The following is a 19,148-nucleotide window of genomic DNA, read 5'->3' on the forward strand; positions in this document are numbered from 1 at the left end:
GCCCCGCTGACGGTGCCCGGAAACGACCCTATATAGGCCCGCATCGCGCCAGCCCCCAGTCCCCCCGGTCCCGGGGCCGGGATCTTGAAGAGTTCGAGATGTTCAAGTCCGACGCAATCCTCGAGCGGCTCGCCGAGCTGCATCCGCGCAAGATCGACCTGTCTCTCGACAGGATGTACCGGATCCTGGAGCGTCTCGGGAATCCGCAGCTGAAGCTGCCGCCGGTCGTCCATATCGCCGGCACCAACGGCAAAGGCTCGACGGCGGCCTATCTGCGCGCCATGCACGAGGCGGCCGGCCACGGCGTCCACGTCTACACCTCGCCGCATCTGGTCCGCTTCCACGAGCGCGTGCGCCTCGCCGATCCGGCCGGCGGCAGCACCTATGTGCCGGAAGCCGAACTGGCCGCCGCGCTGGAGGAATGCGAGACGGCGAACGGCGGCGAGCCGATCACCATCTTCGAGATCACCACGGCGGCGGCGTTCCTGATCTTCTCGCGCCACCCCGCCGACATCCTGCTCCTGGAAGTGGGGCTCGGTGGCCGGCTCGACGCCACCAACGTGGTCGACAATCCGGTCGCGACCGTCATCACGCCGATCTCGATGGACCACGCCGCCTATCTCGGCGACACGATCGAGCTGATCGCCGCGGAGAAGGCCGGCATCATCAAGCAGGGTGTGCCCTGCGTCGTCTCCGCCCAGCCGCGCGCGGTCGAGGCGGTGATCGCGCGCGCCGCCGCCCGGCTGCGCGCGCCGCTGTCGATCTCCGGCCAGGACTGGCACGTCGGCGAGGAGCGCGGCCGGCTCGTCTATCAGGACGAGAGCGGGCTGATGGACCTGCCGCTGCCGCGGCTGGTCGGCCGCCACCAGTTCGAGAACGCCGGCACGGCGATCGCCACGCTGCGCTACCTGCCGACCACGGTCGACGAAAAGGCCATCGCCACCGGGATGCAGACCGTCGAATGGCCGGCGCGGCTGCAGCCGCTCACGAGCGGGCCGATCGTAGAGGCGGCTCCGCCCGGCGCCGAGATCTGGCTGGACGGCGGCCACAATCCGGCGGCCGGCGAGGTGCTGGGCGCCGCGCTCGCCGAGCTGGAAGACCGCAATCCGCGACCGCTCTACCTGATCGCCGGCATGCTGACGTCGAAGGACGCGTCCGGCTTCTTCCATCCCTTCGAGGGGCTGGCGCGCGAAGTGATCACCGTGCCGATCCCCGACGTGGAGGCGTCGTTCGATCCCTCCGATCTCGCCGCGGACGCCGCCCGCGCCGGCCTGACGGCACGGATCGCGTCAAGCGTCGAGGACGCGCTTCAAAGCCTGCCGCGCGGCGAGGCCGCCCGCATCCTGATCTGCGGCTCGCTCTACCTCGCCGGCCATGTCCTGAAGATCCAGGAAACCGTGCCGCAATAAGGCGGCCGCGCCGCCGCTCCTCCAAGTCATTGCCGTCATCGCCGACGCGTGTCCGCGCCTCCGCACGGGAAATGGCGAGCACACGGCCGGCGCCTTTCAAGCTGCCCCCTCCACGTCATTGCCGGGCCTGACCCGGCAATCTCGGGCGTGTGGCACGAGATGCCCGGGTCACGCCCGGGCATGACGTCGTGAATAGAGAGCACACGTGTATGGGGCACGGACGTGCCATCCGATCAGCCGCGTGTCCCGGACGTGATCCGGGACCCATGCCGCCCATCCGCGCGGCATTGCGACCGTTGTCGAAAGCGAGCCCCGCCGACGCCTTCCGCGTATCCTCTCTACATCATTGCCGGGCCTGAGCCCGCAATCTCGGGCGTGTGGCACGAGTGGCACGAGATGCCCCGGTCAAACCGCGTGGGACGCGGAAATGGAGGGGACACGCGGCTGCCACGTCTCGGCGGTCCGCGCGGTCGATTTCGCCGGACCGCGACTTGCACTAAGCTGGCGCCATTCCGGTTCCGCGTCAGAACAGGGGGCGCGCATGTTGTCCTTCGCCAAGATCGAGGCCCGCGCCGCACGGCGCAAGGGCGGGCCCGAGGCGCTCGAAAGTCTCCTTTCCGCGCCGTTGTCGAACAAGCAGCTCGCCGCCATTCCCGATGACCGCGTGCTCGCCGAGATGACCAGGCGCATCTTTTCGGCGGGCTTCGTCTGGAGCGTGATCGAGAGCAAATGGGACGGCTTCGAGGAGGCCTTCCTCGGCTTCGAGCCCAAGCGCCTGCTGTTCCAGCCCGACGAATACTGGCACGACCTCACCGGCGACACCCGCATCGTGCGCAACGGCCAGAAGATCATGGCGGTGCGCGACAACGCACAGTTTGTTGCAGATATCGCCGCCGCGCACGGCAGCTTCGGCCGGTTCCTCAGCCAGTGGCCCGCGGACGATGAGATCGGCCTGCTGGACCTGCTGGCCAAGCGCGGCAAGCGCCTCGGCGGCCACACCGGCCAGTACCTGATCCGCTTCCTCGGCAAGGACGGTTTCGTCACCTCCAGGGACGTCGTCGCCTGCCTGCGCGACGCCGGCCTCGACGTCGCCGAGGCCGCGACCTCGAAGAAGGACCTGCGCAAGATCCAGGACCAGTTCAATGCCTGGGCCAAGGAAAGCGGCCGCCCGCTCCTCCAGATCTCGCGCATCTGCGCCATGTCGATCGGCGAGAACCACGACGCCGACACGCTTCGAGGCCGCATGCGCGGCGACGACTAGCGCCGTTCCGCGTCAGGCGGCCCCCGCAGCCACGCCCGCGTCCAGCGTCCACAGGTCTAGCGGGTGGGCGAGCCCGCGCACCATCTGTGCCGGGCGCTTCTCGAAGCCTGCGATGTCGTCTCCGCCACAGCGAGCCTCGTCATGGACGCGGGCCAGCAGGTCGTCGCTGACGACGAGCGGAACGCCGAAGGAGCGGGTCATGCCTTCGAGCCGGCTCGCCACGTTGACGGTAGAGCCGATCACCGCGAACTCGAGCCGGGTGGTGCCGATGTCGCCGAGGACCGCGTCGCCGTAGTGCAGGCCGACGCCGATGGCGATCTGCGGCTCGCCGCGCCCGGCGCGGGCGCGGTTCCACTCGGCCCCGGCGCGCAGCATGGCGCGGGCGCAGCGCAGGGCGTTGCTGGCGTCGCTCCCGCCGGCGATGGGCGTGCCGAAGGTCGCCATCAGCCCGTCGCCCAGATACTTGTCGAGCGTTCCCTCGTGGCGGAAGACCTCGGTTTCCATGAACCCGTGGAAATCGCGCAGGGTTCGGATGATGTCGACCGGATCGCGCCCCTCGGCGAAGCTGGTGAAGCCGACGATATCGACGAACAGCACGGCGATCTTCTGGGAACGCACCTGCTTCAGCGACTGGTCGTTGCGGGCCAGGTCCTCGACCACGTTCGGCGAGAAATAGCGGGCGAGGTTCGCGCGTTCGCGCTCGACGGCAACGTGATGCAGCACCAGGTGGTTGGCCCGGCGCACGCCGAGCGCCAGGACCGAGGCGACGATCAGGAAGACGACCACCTCCTGAATGCGGTTGGAAATCTCCATTGCGTTGGGGTCGAGACGACGGATCAGTTCCGGAAATCCGGCGAAGGCCTGGGCCGCCGCGGTACTGAGCTCCGGAAACCGGACCGGCTGCAGCAGCATGATGACCAGGGCCGTCATCCACACGCCGGTGGTCCAGGTGCCCATGGCGACGATGGTGCGCCAGGAATAGCTGATCGTGCCGCCGGCGAGCAGCACGAAGAAATAGATGAAGCCGTCGAAGCGGTACTGCATCGCCAGTGGGCGCGTCTCGTCGCTGAACGGGTTGGGAACCAGCAGCATGAAGGTCAACAGCGACAGGTCGCAGAACATCAGGAACAGTTCGGCGGGCGAGCGGCCGGCGCGACCGAGCCGCAGCTGCGCCCAGCCGATAAGCGCGAAGCCCAAGAGCAGCGCTTCGTAGTAGATCTGGTCCCAGCCCCAGTTGAGCACGGCGGTCAGGGCGCCGACAGCGGCGAGCGCGATCCAGCGTGTCTTGACCGCGAGGACGAGGCCCTCGCGCTTGTTGCGCTCCAGCGCCTCGCGCACGTAGCGGTCAGCCTCCGGACTGCGGCTCGCGTCCTCGGTCTGCCGGAAGTGCCGGATGAGTGAGCCGAAGGTCGGATCGGGTATGTCGGTCATGCGATCGGGTCCGCGTCTGGGCCGGCCGGTCGGGCAGGCGCGCTCCGATCATAGCCCCATGACAGGGCACGCATAACCGGAGCCGACACAAGATCAGCGGCGGTCGCCGCGAAAGCGGGGATGGCCGGCGCCCTCCACCTGTCCTCATTACGTCATTGCCGGGCCTGACCCGGCAATCCATGACCACCGACGCCCGTGTTCTGATACCAACGCCGATGGCCATGGATGCCCGGAACACGTCCGGGCATGACAGAAGGGAACAATTGGCAACCGCCCAATGGGCCCTGGATCAAGTCCAGGGCACGCCGCTGTTCGAGGGGCACGGCCGAAGCGACAAACACAAGCTGCGTGTCCCGGACGTGATCCGGGACCCATGCGGCCCATCCCAGCGGCATCGCCGCTAGTGTCGATAGTAGAGCCTACCAACGAAACGGTAAGCGCCGCGGAATGCCTTAAGACTTTTCCCGCTTCGCGCTAGTCTTGACGATCCGGCCCACGCCGAACCGGGAGCGGAAGACCATGGCCCTGCCGCCGATCCTGCGCAACAAGCATCCCGCCGCCCCGTCGGTATTCGCGCCGGACGCGCTTTTGCGGGAGGCGCGGCGGCAGAAACGGCTGGCGTCGGTGGACGTGCCCCCGGTCTGCATCCTCGACCCCGACGGCGATATCCTCGACCGGCTCGCCGCGACCGGGCAGGCTGCGGCGTTCGACGACTGGCCCTGCTATCACTCGCGGCTCGCGCTGTTTCCGCTCGCCGGGCGCACGGCCGGCATCGTCGGGCGGGCGGTCGGCGCCTCCTACGCGGTGCTGGTGGCCGAGCAGCTTTTCGCCAGCGGCTGCCGGCTATTGCTCAGCGTGACGTCGGCCGGCCAGATCGTATCGGTCGGGCCGCCGCCCTATTTCGTGATCATCGACCGGGCGCTGCGCGACGAGGGAACGAGCTATCACTATGCCGCGCCGGCCGAGTTCGCCGACGCTGACCGGGACCTTGTCGAGGCCGCCGCGCGGGCGCTGGGCGGGGCCGGCCTGCCCGCCGTGACCGGGGCGAGCTGGACGACGGACGCGCCGTTCCGCGAGACCGCCGAGGCCGTCGAGGCGGCCCGCGACCGGGGCATTCTCGCCGTCGAGATGGAAGCCGCCGCGCTCTATGCCTTCGCGCGGGCGAAGGGCGCGCGCGTCCTCTGCCTCGCCCATGTCACCAACACCATGGGGCAGGCCGGCGACGATTTCGAGAAGGGCTATGCCGGTGGCGCCCGCGACGCCCTCGCCGTCCTGGAGGCGATCGCGGCGGCGCTGGCCTGATACCCGCCCGCCTGGCGCGCCCTATCGGATCGCGCCGATCAGCCCGGCATCGGGAAAGCAGGTGGGGGCGAGGCCGTTCTGGCGTTGCCACAGGCCGATCGCGGTGCGGGTCTTGAAGCCCACCAGGCCGTCGGCGCCGCCGACGTCGTAGCCCTTGGCGACGAGCCGCTCCTGCATCGCGCGCACGTCGCCGCGCCGGAAGCCGGCCACGGTGTTCCACTTGCCGGCGATCGGCGGGGCGCCGCTGAGCCGGTCGGAGACGTGGCCGACGAACAGGGCGTAGAGGTCGGACTCGTTGTATTCCTTCAGGACGTAGAAGTTCCACGACACGATGAAGGCCGGGCCGAGCCGCCCCGCCGGCATCATCAGGTGGCGCTTGTCGCCGCCGCTGCCGGGCAGCGCCGCGCCGTCGGCGCGGGTGACGCCGGCCTTGGTCCAGTCGGTCAGCGGATACGGCTGCTCGGGGCCCTCGACGGCGCAGTTGACCGTGTCCGGCACCCGCGCCTCGTGGCCCCAGTGCCTGCCGCTCTGCCAGCCGTGCTGCTTCAGGTAGTTGGCGATGGAGGCGAGTGTGTCCGGCACCGACTGCCAGATGTCGCGCCGGCCGTCGCCGTCGAAGTCCACGGCGTAGGCGAGGTATTTCGACGGCAGGAACTGCGGCTGGCCGAGCGCGCCGGCGATCGAGCTCTTCATCTCGGCAAGCGGGATGTGGTCGCCCTCGAGGATCTTCAGCGCGGCGATCAGCTCGGGATAGAACAGGTCGCGGCGCGTGCCGGCATAGGCCTGGGTGGCCAGCGTGCGGATCGCCGATTTCGGGATCGCGGCGCGGCCGAAGGCGGATTCCCGGCCCCAGATCGCCACCACGATCTCCTTCGGTACGCCGTAGCGCTTTTCGATCGCGGCGAGCACGGAGGCCCATTGTTTCATCTGCGCCCGCCCGATCGAGACCAGCGGCGCGATCTTGTCCTCCGACAGGTAGCGGCCCGGCGCGGAGAACTCGGACTGCCAGTTGATCTTCGGCGGCTGGCCGGGCTTGCCGAGATCGGGCAGCTTCCAGTCGGGCGAAAGTCCGGCGGTCGCCGCCGCGAAGGTCGCCTGCGAGACACCCTGGGCGCGCGCGTCGGGCCACACCCGCGCCGTCAGCCAGTCGCGAAATCCGGCATCCGACTGAGCCAACGCCGGACCCGACCCCGCGGCGACCGAGATGACGGTCAAGGCGACGGCCAGGACGACGGCCGTGACGACCTTCGGGCTGGCGCGTCGGACGATCCTCCGGACGAGATTGGGCATCGTGCTTATCCCCTTCGGCCGGCCGCGCCCTAGCGCCCGCCGGTGACGTCGATGAGCGCCCCGTTCACATAGGACGAGGCGTCGTCGAGGAGCCAGATCACGGTCTCGGCAACCTCCTCCGCCGAGCCGGCGCGGCCCATCGGCACGCCGGGGGCGAGCCGGTTCAGCCGGTCCATATCCCCGGAATCGTTATGGATTTCGGTCTCGATCAGGCCTGGGCGGACGGCGTTGACGCGGATGCCGTCGGGGCCGAGCTCCTTCGACAGGCCGAGCGTCAGCGTGTCGATCGCGCCCTTCGAGGCGGCGTAGTCGGTCATCTCGCCGGCACCGCCCAGCCGCGCCGCCGCCGACGACATGTTGACCAGCGATCCGCCCCTGCCGCCGCGCGATGTCGCCATCCGCCGCGCCGCCTCTCGGGCCACGAGGAACGCGCCGAACACGTTGATATCGAACAGCTTTCTGGTGCTCTCCGTATCCATGTCGACGATCTTCGCGCTGGTGCGGACGATGCCGGCATTGTTGACCACGCCATCAGGCCGGCCGAACGCCGTCTCGGTTTCGTCGAACATCCGGACGACATCGGTCTCCGCCGCGACGTTGCCCTTGATGGCGATCGCCCTGCCGCCGGCCGTCTCCACCGCGCGCACCGTCTCGGCGGCCGCCGCGTCATTGCCGGCATAGTTGATGGCGACCGACCAACCGCGCGCGCCGGCGAGCCGCGCGCACGCAGCGCCGATTCCTCGGCTGCCGCCGGTGATCAGGATGGTCTTGGGCATGGGATCCTCTCCACTCGTTTCTTCTAAAGGCTGCCCTCGTCGAAGCGGGCGGCCGGGTCGGCGAGGCTGTGCAGCCTGAGGGCCGCCAGCCGGGCGAAGCGAAGGGTCATCGCCTTGCGTGTGGGGCCGGCCAGCCGGTGCTCGGGCGCTTCGTCGAGGATCTCCGCGCCGTAGGAATCCGCCGCGATGAAGCCCGCGTCCCGCGGGAAGATGTCGCGACCGAGTTCGGGCGGCGCCGCGAAATAGAGTCGGTCGCAATGCCAGCGGTAGTCGGGCCATTTGCCGTCGGCCCGCAGGTCGGCGAGGCTCGACTTGATTTCGACGATCCAGACGTCGCCGGCCTGCGACAGCGCGACGATATCGGCCCGGCGGCCCGAGGCGAGCGGCATTTCGGTGACGATCGAGAAGCCGAGCGTGCGCAACAGCCGCCCGGTGCCGCGCTGCACAGAAAGCGCGGTTTCCGACTGGCGGCCGTCGCTCAGCAGGTCCTCTGCGCTCGGTCCGATCATCGCAGCTCTAGGTTTCGTTCAGCGTGCCGAGATAGGCGATGATATCGGAAATCTGGTCGGGCTCGAACACGAACTCGGGCATTTCGACGCCCTCATGGCCGACGACGATGCCTTCTGCGAGGGCTTCCTCGAGGTTCTCCAGCGGCCATTTTTCCGCGAAGGTGCGGAACGGCGGTGCGTCCGGGTTCGGGCTATCTCCCGTTTTCTCGACGGCATGGCACCGCGCGCAGTTCTCCTCGACCAGCGCATGACCGGCCTGCGGATCGTCCTGGGCGCGGGCCGCCCCGGCTGTCAGCCCGGCTGTCATAAGGCCGGCGAGGATCGCGGCCGTCGTCAGGTATTTCATCAGTCATCTCCCTCCGCCGGAAACCGAATCGCGGCGGATCGCACGGTCGAGGTTAGAATGGAGAATGCAAAAGGCGAAATAGAGGACGCGGGGCGGGGCGCGGGCGGTCTCGCGGGAGGCCCCGTCCCGGTTCGGCTTCAGGATTCGGCGCCGCAGACCGCGCGCACCTTGTCGATCAGCGCTTCGGTGGCGACCTCCAGTGCGTCGAACTGGCTGTAGAGGTCGAAACCGTTGGCCCGCTGCAGGCTGCGACCGGTGCCCGACGACAGAAGCCAGACATCGCCGCGCGTGTTGCTTTCGAGGACGAACAGCTCGCCGGTGTCTGCGTCGCGGACGATATCGTGGCCGAGCAGCGGGAGTTCGGGAAAAGCCGAATGCGCCCTTTCGCCGAGCGCGATGATGTCCTCGTCATAGGCGAGCGTGTAGTGCGACGTCTTCTTGTTGGAGACGACCGGCGCGCCGCCGACCCCGGCAGCACCTGCGAACCCGTCGCGCGATTCCAGCGGCCGGAAGCCGTGGTCGGCCTCGCAGCGCACCGCGAACAGCGTGCGGCCGAACAGCGTGGTGACGCGATAGTGATTCGCCCAACGGCCGGTGTAGACGAATTTCTGCGCGATCATCGGCGAAGTCCGGCCCGGATGCTCCTCCGGATAGGTTTCCGGAGTCGCGAACCGCACCCGACCGGTCTTCTTGATGACGATGCCGGCCGCCTTTCGCGCGAGATCCGGCTTGACGATGACGTACGGGCCCCAGTCCTTCGGGTCGAGCCTTGTGTCGGGTGTGATCACTTCCCAGTCGGGAACCGGGATGCCGGCGGCGCGATACCGCGTGTACTGAACGCTTTTCGGCAGGTCTTTGCCCTCGAAGATCGTCCCGTGCTGCACGCGAAAACGCCGGATCTCCATCATCGAGACGACGACAGTGGGCTTCTGTGCCGCTTTTTCGGCCAGCTCGGGGTCGTCGTTCTTGCTCTCGGCGATGAGCACACCTATCTCCGGGGCACGCTCTTCGATCCGCCGCGCGATCTCGTTGAAATCTTCGAGAGCCTGCCGCTCCGGCCAGTGGACGAGGACGAGATTGGGCATAGATTGGAGTGACCCGCGCCGTTGTTTCTGATGGTGCGGTGCTAGCCTGATCGGCCCTTACCGGTCAAACGGTCGGTCGAGGAAGGAATGCACCAATGACTGCTCAAATCGTTGATCACGGCCTGCGCGACTGGATTCTCGACCATGGCCACAGGAACACCGATCTCGGCGACTTCATCGCCGCGCTTGGCGAGAAGCTCAACGCAACCGGGATTCCGGTCTACCGCATTTCCAGCGGCATTCCGATCCTGCACCCCCTGATCCGCGCCGAAAGCACGCTGTGGGTCGAAGGCGAGGGCGTGTCGATGCGCCAGTTTCCGCAGGCGTTGGCCGAGGACTCGATGTTCACCAACAGCCCCCTGTACAACGTCTATACGCGGGGCGAGACCGTGCGCATGGCCGTGAGCCCGACGCCGGAGCCGGGCGAGTACGGCATCTTGGCCGACCTGCGGGCAGAGGGCGCGACGGACTACATCGCCTTTCCGCTCATCTTTTCGGACGGTTCCTACAAGTCGATGACGCTTGCGACCCGGCACCCGGACGGCTTCTCGGACGGCCATATCGCGCAATTCGACTCGATCCTGAGCCCGGTGGCCATGGTGTTCGAGATCCACGCCCACCGCCGGTCCGCGACGACGCTCCTGAGCACCTATATCGGCCGGAGAACCGCGCCGCGGGTGCTCGCCGGCGAGATCAGGCGCGGCGACGGTCAGCAGATCGAAGCGGTGATCTGGTTTTCCGACCTGCGCGGCTTCACCGACCTGTCTGGCCGTTTCGGCCCCCGCGAACTGGTCGACGTGCTCGACTTCTACTTCGAGGCCATGACCGAGGCGGTCGAGGCGCGCGGCGGTGAGATCCTCAAGTTCATCGGCGACGCGGTGCTGGCGATCTTCACCTACGCCAACGAGCACGAGGCGCGCGAGGCCGCCAACAGCGCGGTGGAGGCCGCCCTTGGCGCGCTCGAGGCGCTGGAGCAGATCAACGAGACCGAGATGTCCTGCTGCGCCGGCGACCTGTCCGTCGGGATTTCGCTGCACGTGGGTGCGGTCTTCTACGGCAATGTCGGCGGCCGTGACCGGCTCGACTTTACCGTGATCGGCGAGGCCGTGAATGTCGGCAGCCGCCTCAACGGGCTGACCCGCGATCTCGGGCATCCGATCCTGGCGAGCGAGGATTTCATCGAATACGCCGACCACGGGTTCACCGAAGTGGGAACCTACAGCCTCAAGGGCGTTCGCCGGCCGCAGCGCGTGTATCACCCGGCGCCCGCGTCGGCGTTGGCCGCGCGGCCCCTGGAACTGGCTCAAAGCGCGATTTCGAGGCCCTGACGGGCGAAGACGGCGTTGGGGTGCAGCTGCTTGGCCGCCTCGGCATAGGCGTCAAGCTGAGCGTCGGTGCGGTCAGGATGGTGATGGAAGATCACCGGCATCCGGACATCCGTCTTCGCGGCGAGCCGCAGGCCTTCCTGCCAGGTCGAGTGTCCCCAGCCGACATGGGCGCCGTATTCGGAATCGTCGAACATGCCGTCGTAGATCATCACGTCGGCGCCGCGCACGAAGTCGGCCACGGCCGCGTCGTATTCGGCATCGCCGTGCTCGTGATCGGTGACCGTCACGAGGGTCTTGCCGCCTGAGCGGAAGCGGTAGCCGACGGAGCCGTTGGGATGGTTGAGCGCGATCGTGTCGACCCCGATGCCGCCCGCCAGCACGAGGTGGTCCGACGCCGTGAACCGTATGCATTCGCAGGCGGCCAGATGATCGAAGGCGACGGGAAAGATCGGTGGCGACATGATCCGGCACAGCACCGCGCGAGGATCCTCGTCGGGCTGGAGGTGGCCGGCGTGAATGCGGATTTTCGTTTCCGGATTGTAGGCCGGCCTGAAGAACGGCAGGCCGCAGATGTGGTCGAGGTGGAAGTGCGTGAACAGCATGTCGATGTCGTCGATGCCGTCGGCGCACATCCGGTCCCCCAGCGCCCGCGCTCCCGATCCGCAGTCGATCAGGACCGATCGGCCACCGATGACGACTTCCATCGCGGTGGTTTCGCCACCGTATCGCACGGTCTCGCAGCCCGGCGCCGGAGTCGAGCCGCGGGTGCCCCACAGCCTGAGCACCAATCCCGGATCCGAGGCAGCATGCATCAGCCCGCTCCGGCCTCCGCGAGCTGGCCGCGCACGACGGCGAGATCGTGGGTGGTCCGTTCGAGACGCCGCGCCAGCACGCGCATCATCTCCATGGAGACTTCCGGGAATTCCTGGAGGATGCGGAAGAAGTTCTCCTTGGAGATGCGCAAGGCGGCAATCTCGCTGTCGGCAACGACGGTCGCCGTACGCGGCATGTCGGTCAGAAGCGCCATCTCGCCGACGACGTCGTTCTGCTTGATCTCGGCGACCCTGCGCATCTCGCCGCCGATGTCGACCAGGACCTCGCCGTTCCCCGACAGGATGATGAAGGCGGAATCGCCCGGCTCTCCCTGCGTGCAGATCGTCTCGCCCGGCCGGAAGGTGATGCGCTCGCTGATGAACGCGAGAAGTCTCAGCTTGCCCGGCTCTATCGTGCGGAAAATCGGGATAGTACGCAGTGTTTCGACTTCGGAGTTGATGCTCATCTGACCATTTCCGTGTTCCAGGACCCCCAACCGGTCAGCTGCCGGCCGCCGTACTCACCTCATCGTAGTTGCCAACGGATGCCAGCCGTCCGTTCCGCATCGACAGTATTGTCTCGATCCCGCGCGCGCCTTCCAGCGTTTCGATCCCGACGACCAGCGTAGCCTCTCCCAGTTCCTCGCGCACGATTTTCAGAAGGGGATCGTTGGCGGAGGTGAACACACCGTCGAAGATCGCCACGTTCGGCCGTTTCAGCAGGGCCCGCACGACGGCGATCCGCTGGCGCTGGCCGGGCGACAGGCGCGATCCGGCCACGCCGACATTGTAGTCGAGACCGGCCCGCTGGATCTGGCCCTGCAGGCCCAGTTCGACGATCACGTCGCGGATGATCCGGTCGACGCGTTCGCGGCTACCGCGCCGGTCGACCCGCGGCTTGCCGAACAGCACGTTGTCTTCGATGGACAGCGGCGCGATCAGCAGCTCCGGGTCGAAGGGGACAAACCGCCCGTCGCTTTCCTCATCGATCATGGCGCGGAACGCGGGGCGCGCCTCGACGATCATCTTCGTCCGCTCGTCGGTCAGCACGTCGAGACGATGCCTCGCCGGCACCAGTTCGAACGCGAGGCCAATAAGGTCGCTGCGCTCCGATTTCGACAGCTTGCCGACGCCCTGCTTGTCGATGCGCTTGATCAGGCGATCGTAGTTGGGCAGCTCGTCGGGCGTGATGAAGCTGAATTCCGCCAGCAAGGATCCTTCGCCGGATAGTTGCGCGAACAGTTCCACCATGGTGCGGGCGATCTCGACGCCCATCTGCAGGAACTCGTCGGCGATACCAGCGCTGTCCAAAAATTTTATGACAAGCGGGTCGGACGCCAGATCTCCCATCGCGATCGTCGGATCGGACGGCAGTGCGAACAGGACGTTCTCTGCCAGCGTCGCGCTTCGATTGAGCGCGGCCGCGTCCCACAGCTCAACGAGATCGGCGGCCTGTGGTTCGGCCAGGATCCGTTCGGTGGCCTTCTTGCGCGCGGTGATCAGGTCCTTGACCGGCGCGCCCGGCGCCTTCGGATCGATGCGGGCACTGAGGCCGAGCCGGAACGCGTCGTCGCCCAACCCCACCTTGTCGAGCAGCGCCAGGCTGCGCTCGTCGAGTTCCTCGGGGGAGGAGACCTGCGCCTCGGCCAGGTCGTCCCACGGCGCCGTCAACGGGAAGTACGTGTTCGCGGTATTCATCGCCTCGTCGTACCTGCGTTTGGCGTCCGCCGAAGCCGGCCAGCCGTCCGGAAGGGCGGGACGGTGGCGCAGCCCGTAGGTGAGGTTGCCGCGGATCGTCTCGCTGAAAACGTAGGGATTCGGGCCGACATAGGCGATCGAACGGCCGAGAACGGATTCCGGGAGCTTGTCTAGATTTCGCCCGCCGATCGTCACCTTTCCGCTCGCCGGCACCACCAGTCCGGCGACCAGCTCGAGCAGGTCGCCGCGACCGTCCGTATCCTCGCCGACGACCGCGACGGTCGTGCCCTCCGGGATCTGTGCATTGATGTCCGCGATCGGATGGCCGGCACCGGTATAGCTCACCTTGTCGAGCGCGATGTCGCCCTTCAGCTCCTCGGTTCCTTCGGCGTCGTCGGTGAGCACCTCGGCCGGTCTCAGGTCCGGGATGTCGAAGTTCTCGATGACCGTCTGATACTTGATCTCGACGTCGGCGCGCGCCTGGTAGAAGTCGAGCAGTTCCTTCCAAGGGCCGGCGAGATCCTTGTAGGCGGCGAGAACGGCTACCAGGGCGCCGAAGGAGAGCTGGCCCTTGATCACCAGATAGCCGCCGATCGAATAGAAGAAGAACGGCGTGAGCTGGTTGATGAAGTTGTTGATGAACTTGATCAGGAACCGCAGCTGGAAGCCGACGTAGCGGATCTCGAAATTCGTGTGAAGCCGGTCCGAGATGTCGGCCAGATGCCAGGCGCTGGTGTCGTTGGCGTGGATTTCGCGGACGCCCGAGATGGTCTCGCCGATCCGGTCGGCCATCCGGCGGATATTGAGGACGCGATCGCGGGCGAGCTTGTTCACCTTCGCCTGCAGCCACGGGATGATCCACATCTGCAGGGGATAGAGCGCGATCGCCGCCGCCCCCAGCAAGACGTCCTGGGCGAAGATGAAATAGAGATAGACGATCAGCGTGCCGCCCTGGAACACGGGCAGCGCGATGGCGTCGCCGATATAGTTGCCGAGCGGATCCACCTCCGAGGTGATCATCGGAATGATCTCGCCCTGGCTCACCTGCCGGAAGCGCGGCAACCGGAAACGCAGGATGCGCAGATAGAGATCGTAGCGCAGGCGCCTCAACATGCGCTCGCCGAGCAGGTTCTTGGCCGTGTTGAGCCAGAACTTGATGCCGTTGTTGATGATGACCAGCGCCAGGAACAGGAAGCACAGCGTCAGAAGGTAGGGGATCTGGTCGAGCTCGACGCCGACGATCGGCACCGGTTGCGGCCAATCGGTGCCCTGCAGCGCCTGATTGATGATCTGCTTCGGCAGGTCGAGCGAATAGTAGATCAGCGGGAACGAGCAGAACGTCACCAGCAGGATGACGATCTGCTGGCGCTTGCTGTGCTTCCAGATATACCGGAAGAGCGACGATTCCATGTGCCTCCCCCAGCTGCGCGCCGGCCCGGTCGACGAGCCGGATCGCGCAACAACGCCCGAATCTTAGCCGGTTCGTGCGAACCGGCAAACGGCTATGCCACGAGAATCGCAAGAAAGCCTTATCCGACCGGAGGGGCAATGCAACGATGCCGGCGCGGTCTGGCGCGCGCGGACCGATCAGACGGATGGCCGACCGCTGGGCCGCAGGCAGCCGAGCGTCCAGCAGGCGAGTCCGGCGATTATGATCCAGACGGCGCCGCGAAGCGCCATCGCCCCCACGGTGCGCATCTCGAAAGCGCCGCCGCCCAGCACATGAATCGCGAACGCGATGGCGACGGCGACCGTCGCCACCGCGATCGCCATAGACAGGCGTGCCGCCCAGGGGCGCCACAGCAAGAGGCCGGCGCCGGCAACGACATAAGCGAAGCCCGCCGCGAAATTGAACCAAAGAACGAAGGACACATAGGCGCCGGCCGACGCGCGCGCAGCCTCGCCGCCGAACAGTACGCGACCGCCGGACAGGATCGTCGCGATACCGAAGGCCACCGCGATCCCGCCGGCGAGCCACGCCCACCAGGGTCTTGAACTCACAGCGTTGCGCGCGCGCGTCATCCCGCGGCCTCCGTCGAGGTTGATACGGAAGTGTAGGAACCGCGCCGTGCGATGCGCCTTGACTTTGGTCACCTCGGCCCGGCGTTCTGCAGCGCGCAGAACCGCGTTGTTTCCCCTCCGGAAACTGGCTAGTAATCGGATAGACGTTTCCCCCCACCGATAATCCCCTCGCGATCACCCCGTCAGACGTTCGATACTTCAAGGAATTGGATCAATGCATGTTCGTAGTTGGTCCGGTGCGATCCGGACGCTCGGCGCCTGCGTTTCGACCGCCTGCCTGGCGCTGCCGCTGGCCGGCGCCGCGCTGGCCGGGCCGACAGCCACCGTGCTGTCCGATCCGAAGGCGCGCACGGTTTACAGCGAGCCGGTGACTTTCTCGGCGCGGGTCACCGGCGCGACGCCGTCCGGCACGGTGACGTTTCGCGACGGCGACACGCCGCTGGCGACGCGTACCGTCAGCCGGCTCCGCTCGCAGGACTCCCTCGCCACCGGCGACGGCCATACCTGCGCGGTGACGGTCGCCGGCGGTGTCCAATGCTGGGGCCTGAACAGTCTCGGACAGCTCGGCGACGGCACCACGGACGATCGTCGGGCCGCGGGCGCCGTGACGGGGCTCGCCTCCGGTGTCGTGGCGGTCGCTGCGGGCGACGGGCACGCTTGCGCCCTCACGGCCACCGGCGCCGTCAAATGCTGGGGCGACAACAGTTGGGGCCAGCTGGGCGACGGCTCCATGACCTATCGAACCGCGCCGGTGCCGGTCGCAGGCCTGTCGTCAGGCGTGGTGGCGATCAGCGCGGGTGCGATCCATACCTGTGCGTTGACCGCGACCGGCGGCGTCAAGTGCTGGGGCTACAACGGCGCCGGCACCCTCGGCGACGGGACATGGGCCACGCGCACGACACCGGCCCAGGTCGTCGGGCTGACGTCGGGCATCGCCGCGATCGCCGCGGGCGGCGCCCATACCTGCGCGCTGACCGCGGACGATGGCGTCCTGTGCTGGGGACACAACAACGCCGGTCAGGTCGGCGATGGCACGCGGGTCACCCGATATACGCCGACCCAGGTCGTCGGTCTTTCCACGGGCGTCACCGCGATCTCGACCGGCGAAGCCCATGCGTGCGCGCTGTCGAAGGCCGGTATCATGAAGTGCTGGGGTCACAATTCGGCCGGGCAGCTCGGCCGGGGGGCGGGCTCAGGCTCTAGCGGCGAGGAAACCCCCGCGCCGGTCGTCGGCCTGTCTGCCGTCCCGGTGGAGATCGCGGCGTTCCGCTACAATTCCTGCGCGATCGCCGCTTCCGGCGCGGCGCAGTGCTGGGGCATCAACGGCAGCGGCCAGCTCGGCAACGGCACCACCAACGCAAATTTCGCGGTGCCCGTGCCGCAGACCGTCATCGCCGCCGGCCTCATCCAGATCGAGGGCGGATATGAAAGCACCTGCGCGCTGACCGCTGCCGCGGGTCTCCTGTGCTGGGGCAACAACGACTACGGCCAGTTCGGCGACGGCACGATAGACGAGAGCCTGACGCCGGTCCCGGTGACCGGGTTCGGATCCGGTACCGTGATGATCGCCAGCGGCGCGTCTTTCACCACATCGACACTCGACGCCGGCAATTATCCGATCAGCGCGCGCTACAGCGGCGATGGCGGCAACGCGCCCAGCACCTCCGCGACAGTGGTGCATGTCGTCAGCAAGGCGAAGACGAAGACGTCGGTGAACGCGAAGCCGCGGAAGCCCAGGGTCGGCGACCTGGTTCGCTTCCCGATACAGGTGAAGGCGGTCCCGTCGGCAACGGCGAAGCCCGTCGGTACCGCGATCGTCAAGGATGGCAGGAAGAAGCTCGGCACGGTCACGGTGAAGAAGGGGAGGGCGGGCCTGCGCACGCGCGGCCTGAAGGCCGGAAAGCGCAAGATCACGGTCCTGTACAAGGGCGACAAGAACTGGGTGGGCTCCAGGGCGTCGCGGAAACTCGTCGTCAGGAAGTAGACCGGCGCCAGGGTTGGACGCGGCGCGTCCTAGCGCTTCCGGTAGAGGTAGTACCGTCCCTCGCGGATGCCTTCGGGCAAGGGCAGCCGCTCGAAGTCCGCAAGGTCCAGTTCATGGCCGCTGATGACGACGGTTCCGGAGCCGGCGTGCTCCGCGATCATCGGCGAAAGCCAGGCCTTGCGGGCGAGGTCGTCGGTCGGGTCGCCGTTGGACAGATCGGAATGGATCAGCGCCGCCGGCCCGCCGATGCGCGGCGCGCAGAATGGCAGAGTGTCGCGGATTTCGCCAAGGATAACATGCTCCGCGTCGGGTATCGATCGCGGCGAGGCCGTAATCTTGCGTTCGAACACGAAAATCTCGCGGTCGGGCATGATTTCGCGCAGGTGGTCGAAGGTGCGTCCGTTGCCCAGCCCGAGCTCCAGGACGGGGCCGGGAAGAGGCGCCACGAGGTCGGCGGCATGGTTCAGGATCATCCGCTGGGCGACCAGCCGGTTGATCATGCTGTCGAGTCGGCTCATCGCTTTACCTGGTCCGGACACTGAATGCGGGTGTCATACGGGAATGGTGGATTGACGACAAGCGCATTGCCCCGAAGCGGCGTGAGGCGTAGGGTCTGCGACGATGTTTGGATAAGCTTCCCCGACGAAACAAGTCATCTCTCGGCCACCATGTACAGCTCGAAGCCGAAGATCCTGATATATAGCCACGATTCCTTCGGCCTCGGACATCTGCGCCGCTGCCGGGCGATCGCCCATTCGCTGGTCGATTCGATGCCGGACGCCTCGGTCCTGATCCTGTCGGGGTCGCCGATCATCGGCTCGTTCGAATTCAAGACACGCGTCGATTTCGTTCGCGTCCCCGGCGTCACCAAGCTGCGCAACGGCGCCTATACCTCGCTGAGCCTGCCGATCGACATCGAGCACACCATGGCCATCCGCGCCTCGATCATCGAGCACACGGCGGAAGTCTTCGATCCCGACATCTTCATCGTCGACAAGGAGCCCCTGGGCCTGCGCGGCGAGGTCCGGCAGACGCTGGAGACGTTGAAGCGCCGTGGCGTCCATCTGGTCCTGGGCCTGCGCGACGTGATGGACGATCCCGACGTCCTGCGCGAGGAATGGGAGCGCAAGCGCGCCCAACCCGCGCTCGAGGATCTCTACGACGACATCTGGATCTTCGGGCTGCGGGAAATCTTCGATCCGCTCGAAGGCGTCGGCGTGTCGCCCTCGGTCTACGACAAGACGATCTACACCGGCTATCTGCGCAGTCAGCAGCCGAAGCTTGCACGCTCGCCGGATACGCTGCCTTTCGGCGAGGATCCCTACATTCTCGTCACCCCCGGCGGCGGTGGCGACGGTGTGGAGCTGGTCGACTGGGTAATCCGCGCCTATGAGGCGCGAACGCGGCCGCTGTTCCCGGCACTAATCGTGCTCGGCCCGTTCATGGATTCGAACTCGCAGTCCATGTTCATGGAGCGCGCCGATCAGGTGCGCGACGTCAAGGTCAAGCGTTTCACCGCCCATATGGAGCCGCTCCTGGAGGCGGCCGTCGGCGTTGTCGGCATGGGCGGCTACAACACCTTTTGCGAGATCCTGTCTTTCAACCGCCCGGCGCTGCTGGTGCCTCGGATCGTGCCGCGCCAGGAGCAGATGATCCGCGCGCTGAAGGCGGAGGAAGCCGGTCTCCTGAGCGTCCTGCCGATCGACAAATATCCCGATGTCGACCTGATGATCGGTGCTCTGGCGCGGCTGCCGCGCCAGAAGGCGCCGCTGGAAACCGGCGCTCCCGGGCTGCTGGACGGCCTCGACAGGATCAACGCCCGCGTCGCCGAAATACTCGAATCCCGGGCGGCGACGAAGACTCTCCGCACCGCCGCGGCGCGCTGATCCGGCCAT

At 67.2% G+C, this 19,148-nt stretch carries 17 protein-coding genes; 6 read left to right on the top strand and 11 right to left on the bottom strand.

Features of this window, described 5'->3' with window-relative positions:
- Window positions 1–98 precede the first annotated feature (98 nt).
- Complete coding sequence (locus MUB46_RS15650) at window positions 99–1,409, top strand: bifunctional folylpolyglutamate synthase/dihydrofolate synthase (RefSeq protein WP_261616874.1); 1,311 nt, start codon at window positions 99–101, stop codon at window positions 1,407–1,409.
- Between the two features lie 541 nt (window positions 1,410–1,950).
- Window positions 1,951–2,670 (top strand): DNA-3-methyladenine glycosylase I, encoded by a 720-nt coding sequence (locus tag MUB46_RS15655; protein ID WP_261617117.1) that lies wholly within the window; start codon window positions 1,951–1,953, stop codon window positions 2,668–2,670.
- A gap of 12 nt (window positions 2,671–2,682) precedes the next feature.
- Here MUB46_RS15655 and MUB46_RS15660 read toward each other — a convergent pair whose 3' ends face one another.
- Complete coding sequence (locus MUB46_RS15660; RefSeq protein ID WP_261616875.1) at window positions 2,683–4,101, bottom strand: adenylate/guanylate cyclase domain-containing protein; 1,419 nt, start codon at window positions 4,099–4,101, stop codon at window positions 2,683–2,685.
- 519 nt (window positions 4,102–4,620) lie between these two features.
- Here MUB46_RS15660 and MUB46_RS15665 point away from each other — a divergent pair.
- A complete protein-coding gene (locus MUB46_RS15665; protein ID WP_261616876.1) occupies window positions 4,621–5,403 on the top strand; it encodes a nucleoside phosphorylase in 783 nt (260 codons plus the stop codon).
- 21 nt (window positions 5,404–5,424) lie between these two features.
- Here the strand turns inward: MUB46_RS15665 and MUB46_RS15670 are convergent, their stop codons facing one another.
- From MUB46_RS15670 to MUB46_RS15690, 5 genes are all read right to left on the bottom strand, one after another.
- Entirely contained in the window at window positions 5,425–6,693 is a 1,269-nt protein-coding gene (locus MUB46_RS15670) for a lytic murein transglycosylase (RefSeq protein WP_261616877.1), read from the bottom strand.
- 29 nt (window positions 6,694–6,722) lie between these two features.
- Complete coding sequence (locus tag MUB46_RS15675; protein WP_261616878.1) at window positions 6,723–7,469, bottom strand: SDR family oxidoreductase; 747 nt, start codon at window positions 7,467–7,469, stop codon at window positions 6,723–6,725.
- Between the two features lie 23 nt (window positions 7,470–7,492).
- Complete coding sequence (locus MUB46_RS15680; protein ID WP_261616879.1) at window positions 7,493–7,978, bottom strand: MmcB family DNA repair protein; 486 nt, start codon at window positions 7,976–7,978, stop codon at window positions 7,493–7,495.
- A 7-nt stretch (window positions 7,979–7,985) separates the two neighbouring features.
- Window positions 7,986–8,324, bottom strand: a complete 339-nt coding sequence (locus MUB46_RS15685; RefSeq protein WP_261616880.1) for a c-type cytochrome — start codon at window positions 8,322–8,324, stop codon at window positions 7,986–7,988.
- Between the two features lie 137 nt (window positions 8,325–8,461).
- Complete coding sequence (locus tag MUB46_RS15690; protein WP_261616881.1) at window positions 8,462–9,409, bottom strand: ATP-grasp domain-containing protein; 948 nt, start codon at window positions 9,407–9,409, stop codon at window positions 8,462–8,464.
- Window positions 9,410–9,504: 95 nt separating this feature from the next.
- Here MUB46_RS15690 and MUB46_RS15695 point away from each other — a divergent pair, with 95 nt between their 5' ends.
- Entirely contained in the window at window positions 9,505–10,737 is a 1,233-nt protein-coding gene (locus MUB46_RS15695) for an adenylate/guanylate cyclase domain-containing protein (RefSeq protein ID WP_261616882.1), read from the top strand.
- Here MUB46_RS15695 and MUB46_RS15700 read toward each other — a convergent pair.
- The 4 genes from MUB46_RS15700 to MUB46_RS15720 all read right to left on the bottom strand — a co-directional run bounded on the left by MUB46_RS15700 (window position 10,713) and on the right by MUB46_RS15720 (window position 15,269).
- Complete coding sequence (locus MUB46_RS15700) at window positions 10,713–11,549, bottom strand: MBL fold metallo-hydrolase (protein ID WP_261616883.1); 837 nt, start codon at window positions 11,547–11,549, stop codon at window positions 10,713–10,715. The two genes, MUB46_RS15695 and MUB46_RS15700, sit on opposite strands and share 25 nt — an antisense overlap.
- Window positions 11,549–12,016, bottom strand: coding sequence for a cyclic nucleotide-binding domain-containing protein (locus MUB46_RS15705; RefSeq protein WP_261616884.1), 468 nt, complete (start codon window positions 12,014–12,016; stop codon window positions 11,549–11,551). The genes MUB46_RS15700 and MUB46_RS15705 overlap by 1 nt, the downstream gene beginning before the upstream one ends.
- A gap of 34 nt (window positions 12,017–12,050) precedes the next feature.
- Window positions 12,051–14,657 (bottom strand): ABC transporter transmembrane domain-containing protein, encoded by a 2,607-nt coding sequence (locus MUB46_RS24280; RefSeq protein ID WP_315902749.1) that lies wholly within the window; start codon window positions 14,655–14,657, stop codon window positions 12,051–12,053.
- A 177-nt stretch (window positions 14,658–14,834) separates the two neighbouring features.
- A complete protein-coding gene (locus MUB46_RS15720; protein WP_261616885.1) occupies window positions 14,835–15,269 on the bottom strand; it encodes a hypothetical protein in 435 nt (144 codons plus the stop codon).
- Window positions 15,270–15,483: 214 nt separating this feature from the next.
- On the opposite strand from MUB46_RS15720, the gene MUB46_RS15725 reads away from it, so the two are divergent.
- Window positions 15,484–17,253, top strand: coding sequence for an RCC1 domain-containing protein (locus tag MUB46_RS15725; RefSeq protein WP_261616886.1), 1,770 nt, complete (start codon window positions 15,484–15,486; stop codon window positions 17,251–17,253).
- A gap of 29 nt (window positions 17,254–17,282) precedes the next feature.
- Here MUB46_RS15725 and MUB46_RS15730 read toward each other — a convergent pair whose 3' ends face one another.
- Window positions 17,283–17,771: a class I SAM-dependent methyltransferase gene (locus MUB46_RS15730; RefSeq protein WP_261616887.1), complete on the bottom strand. Its 489-nt coding sequence runs from the start codon at window positions 17,769–17,771 to the stop codon at window positions 17,283–17,285.
- A 150-nt stretch (window positions 17,772–17,921) separates the two neighbouring features.
- Between MUB46_RS15730 and MUB46_RS15735 the strand changes: the two genes are divergently transcribed.
- Window positions 17,922–19,139: a glycosyltransferase family protein gene (locus tag MUB46_RS15735; protein WP_261616888.1), complete on the top strand. Its 1,218-nt coding sequence runs from the start codon at window positions 17,922–17,924 to the stop codon at window positions 19,137–19,139.
- Window positions 19,140–19,148 lie beyond the last annotated feature (9 nt).

This window comes from Microbaculum marinisediminis, assembly GCF_025397915.1.
Taxonomy (GTDB): Bacteria; Pseudomonadota; Alphaproteobacteria; order Rhizobiales; family Tepidamorphaceae; genus Microbaculum; species Microbaculum marinisediminis.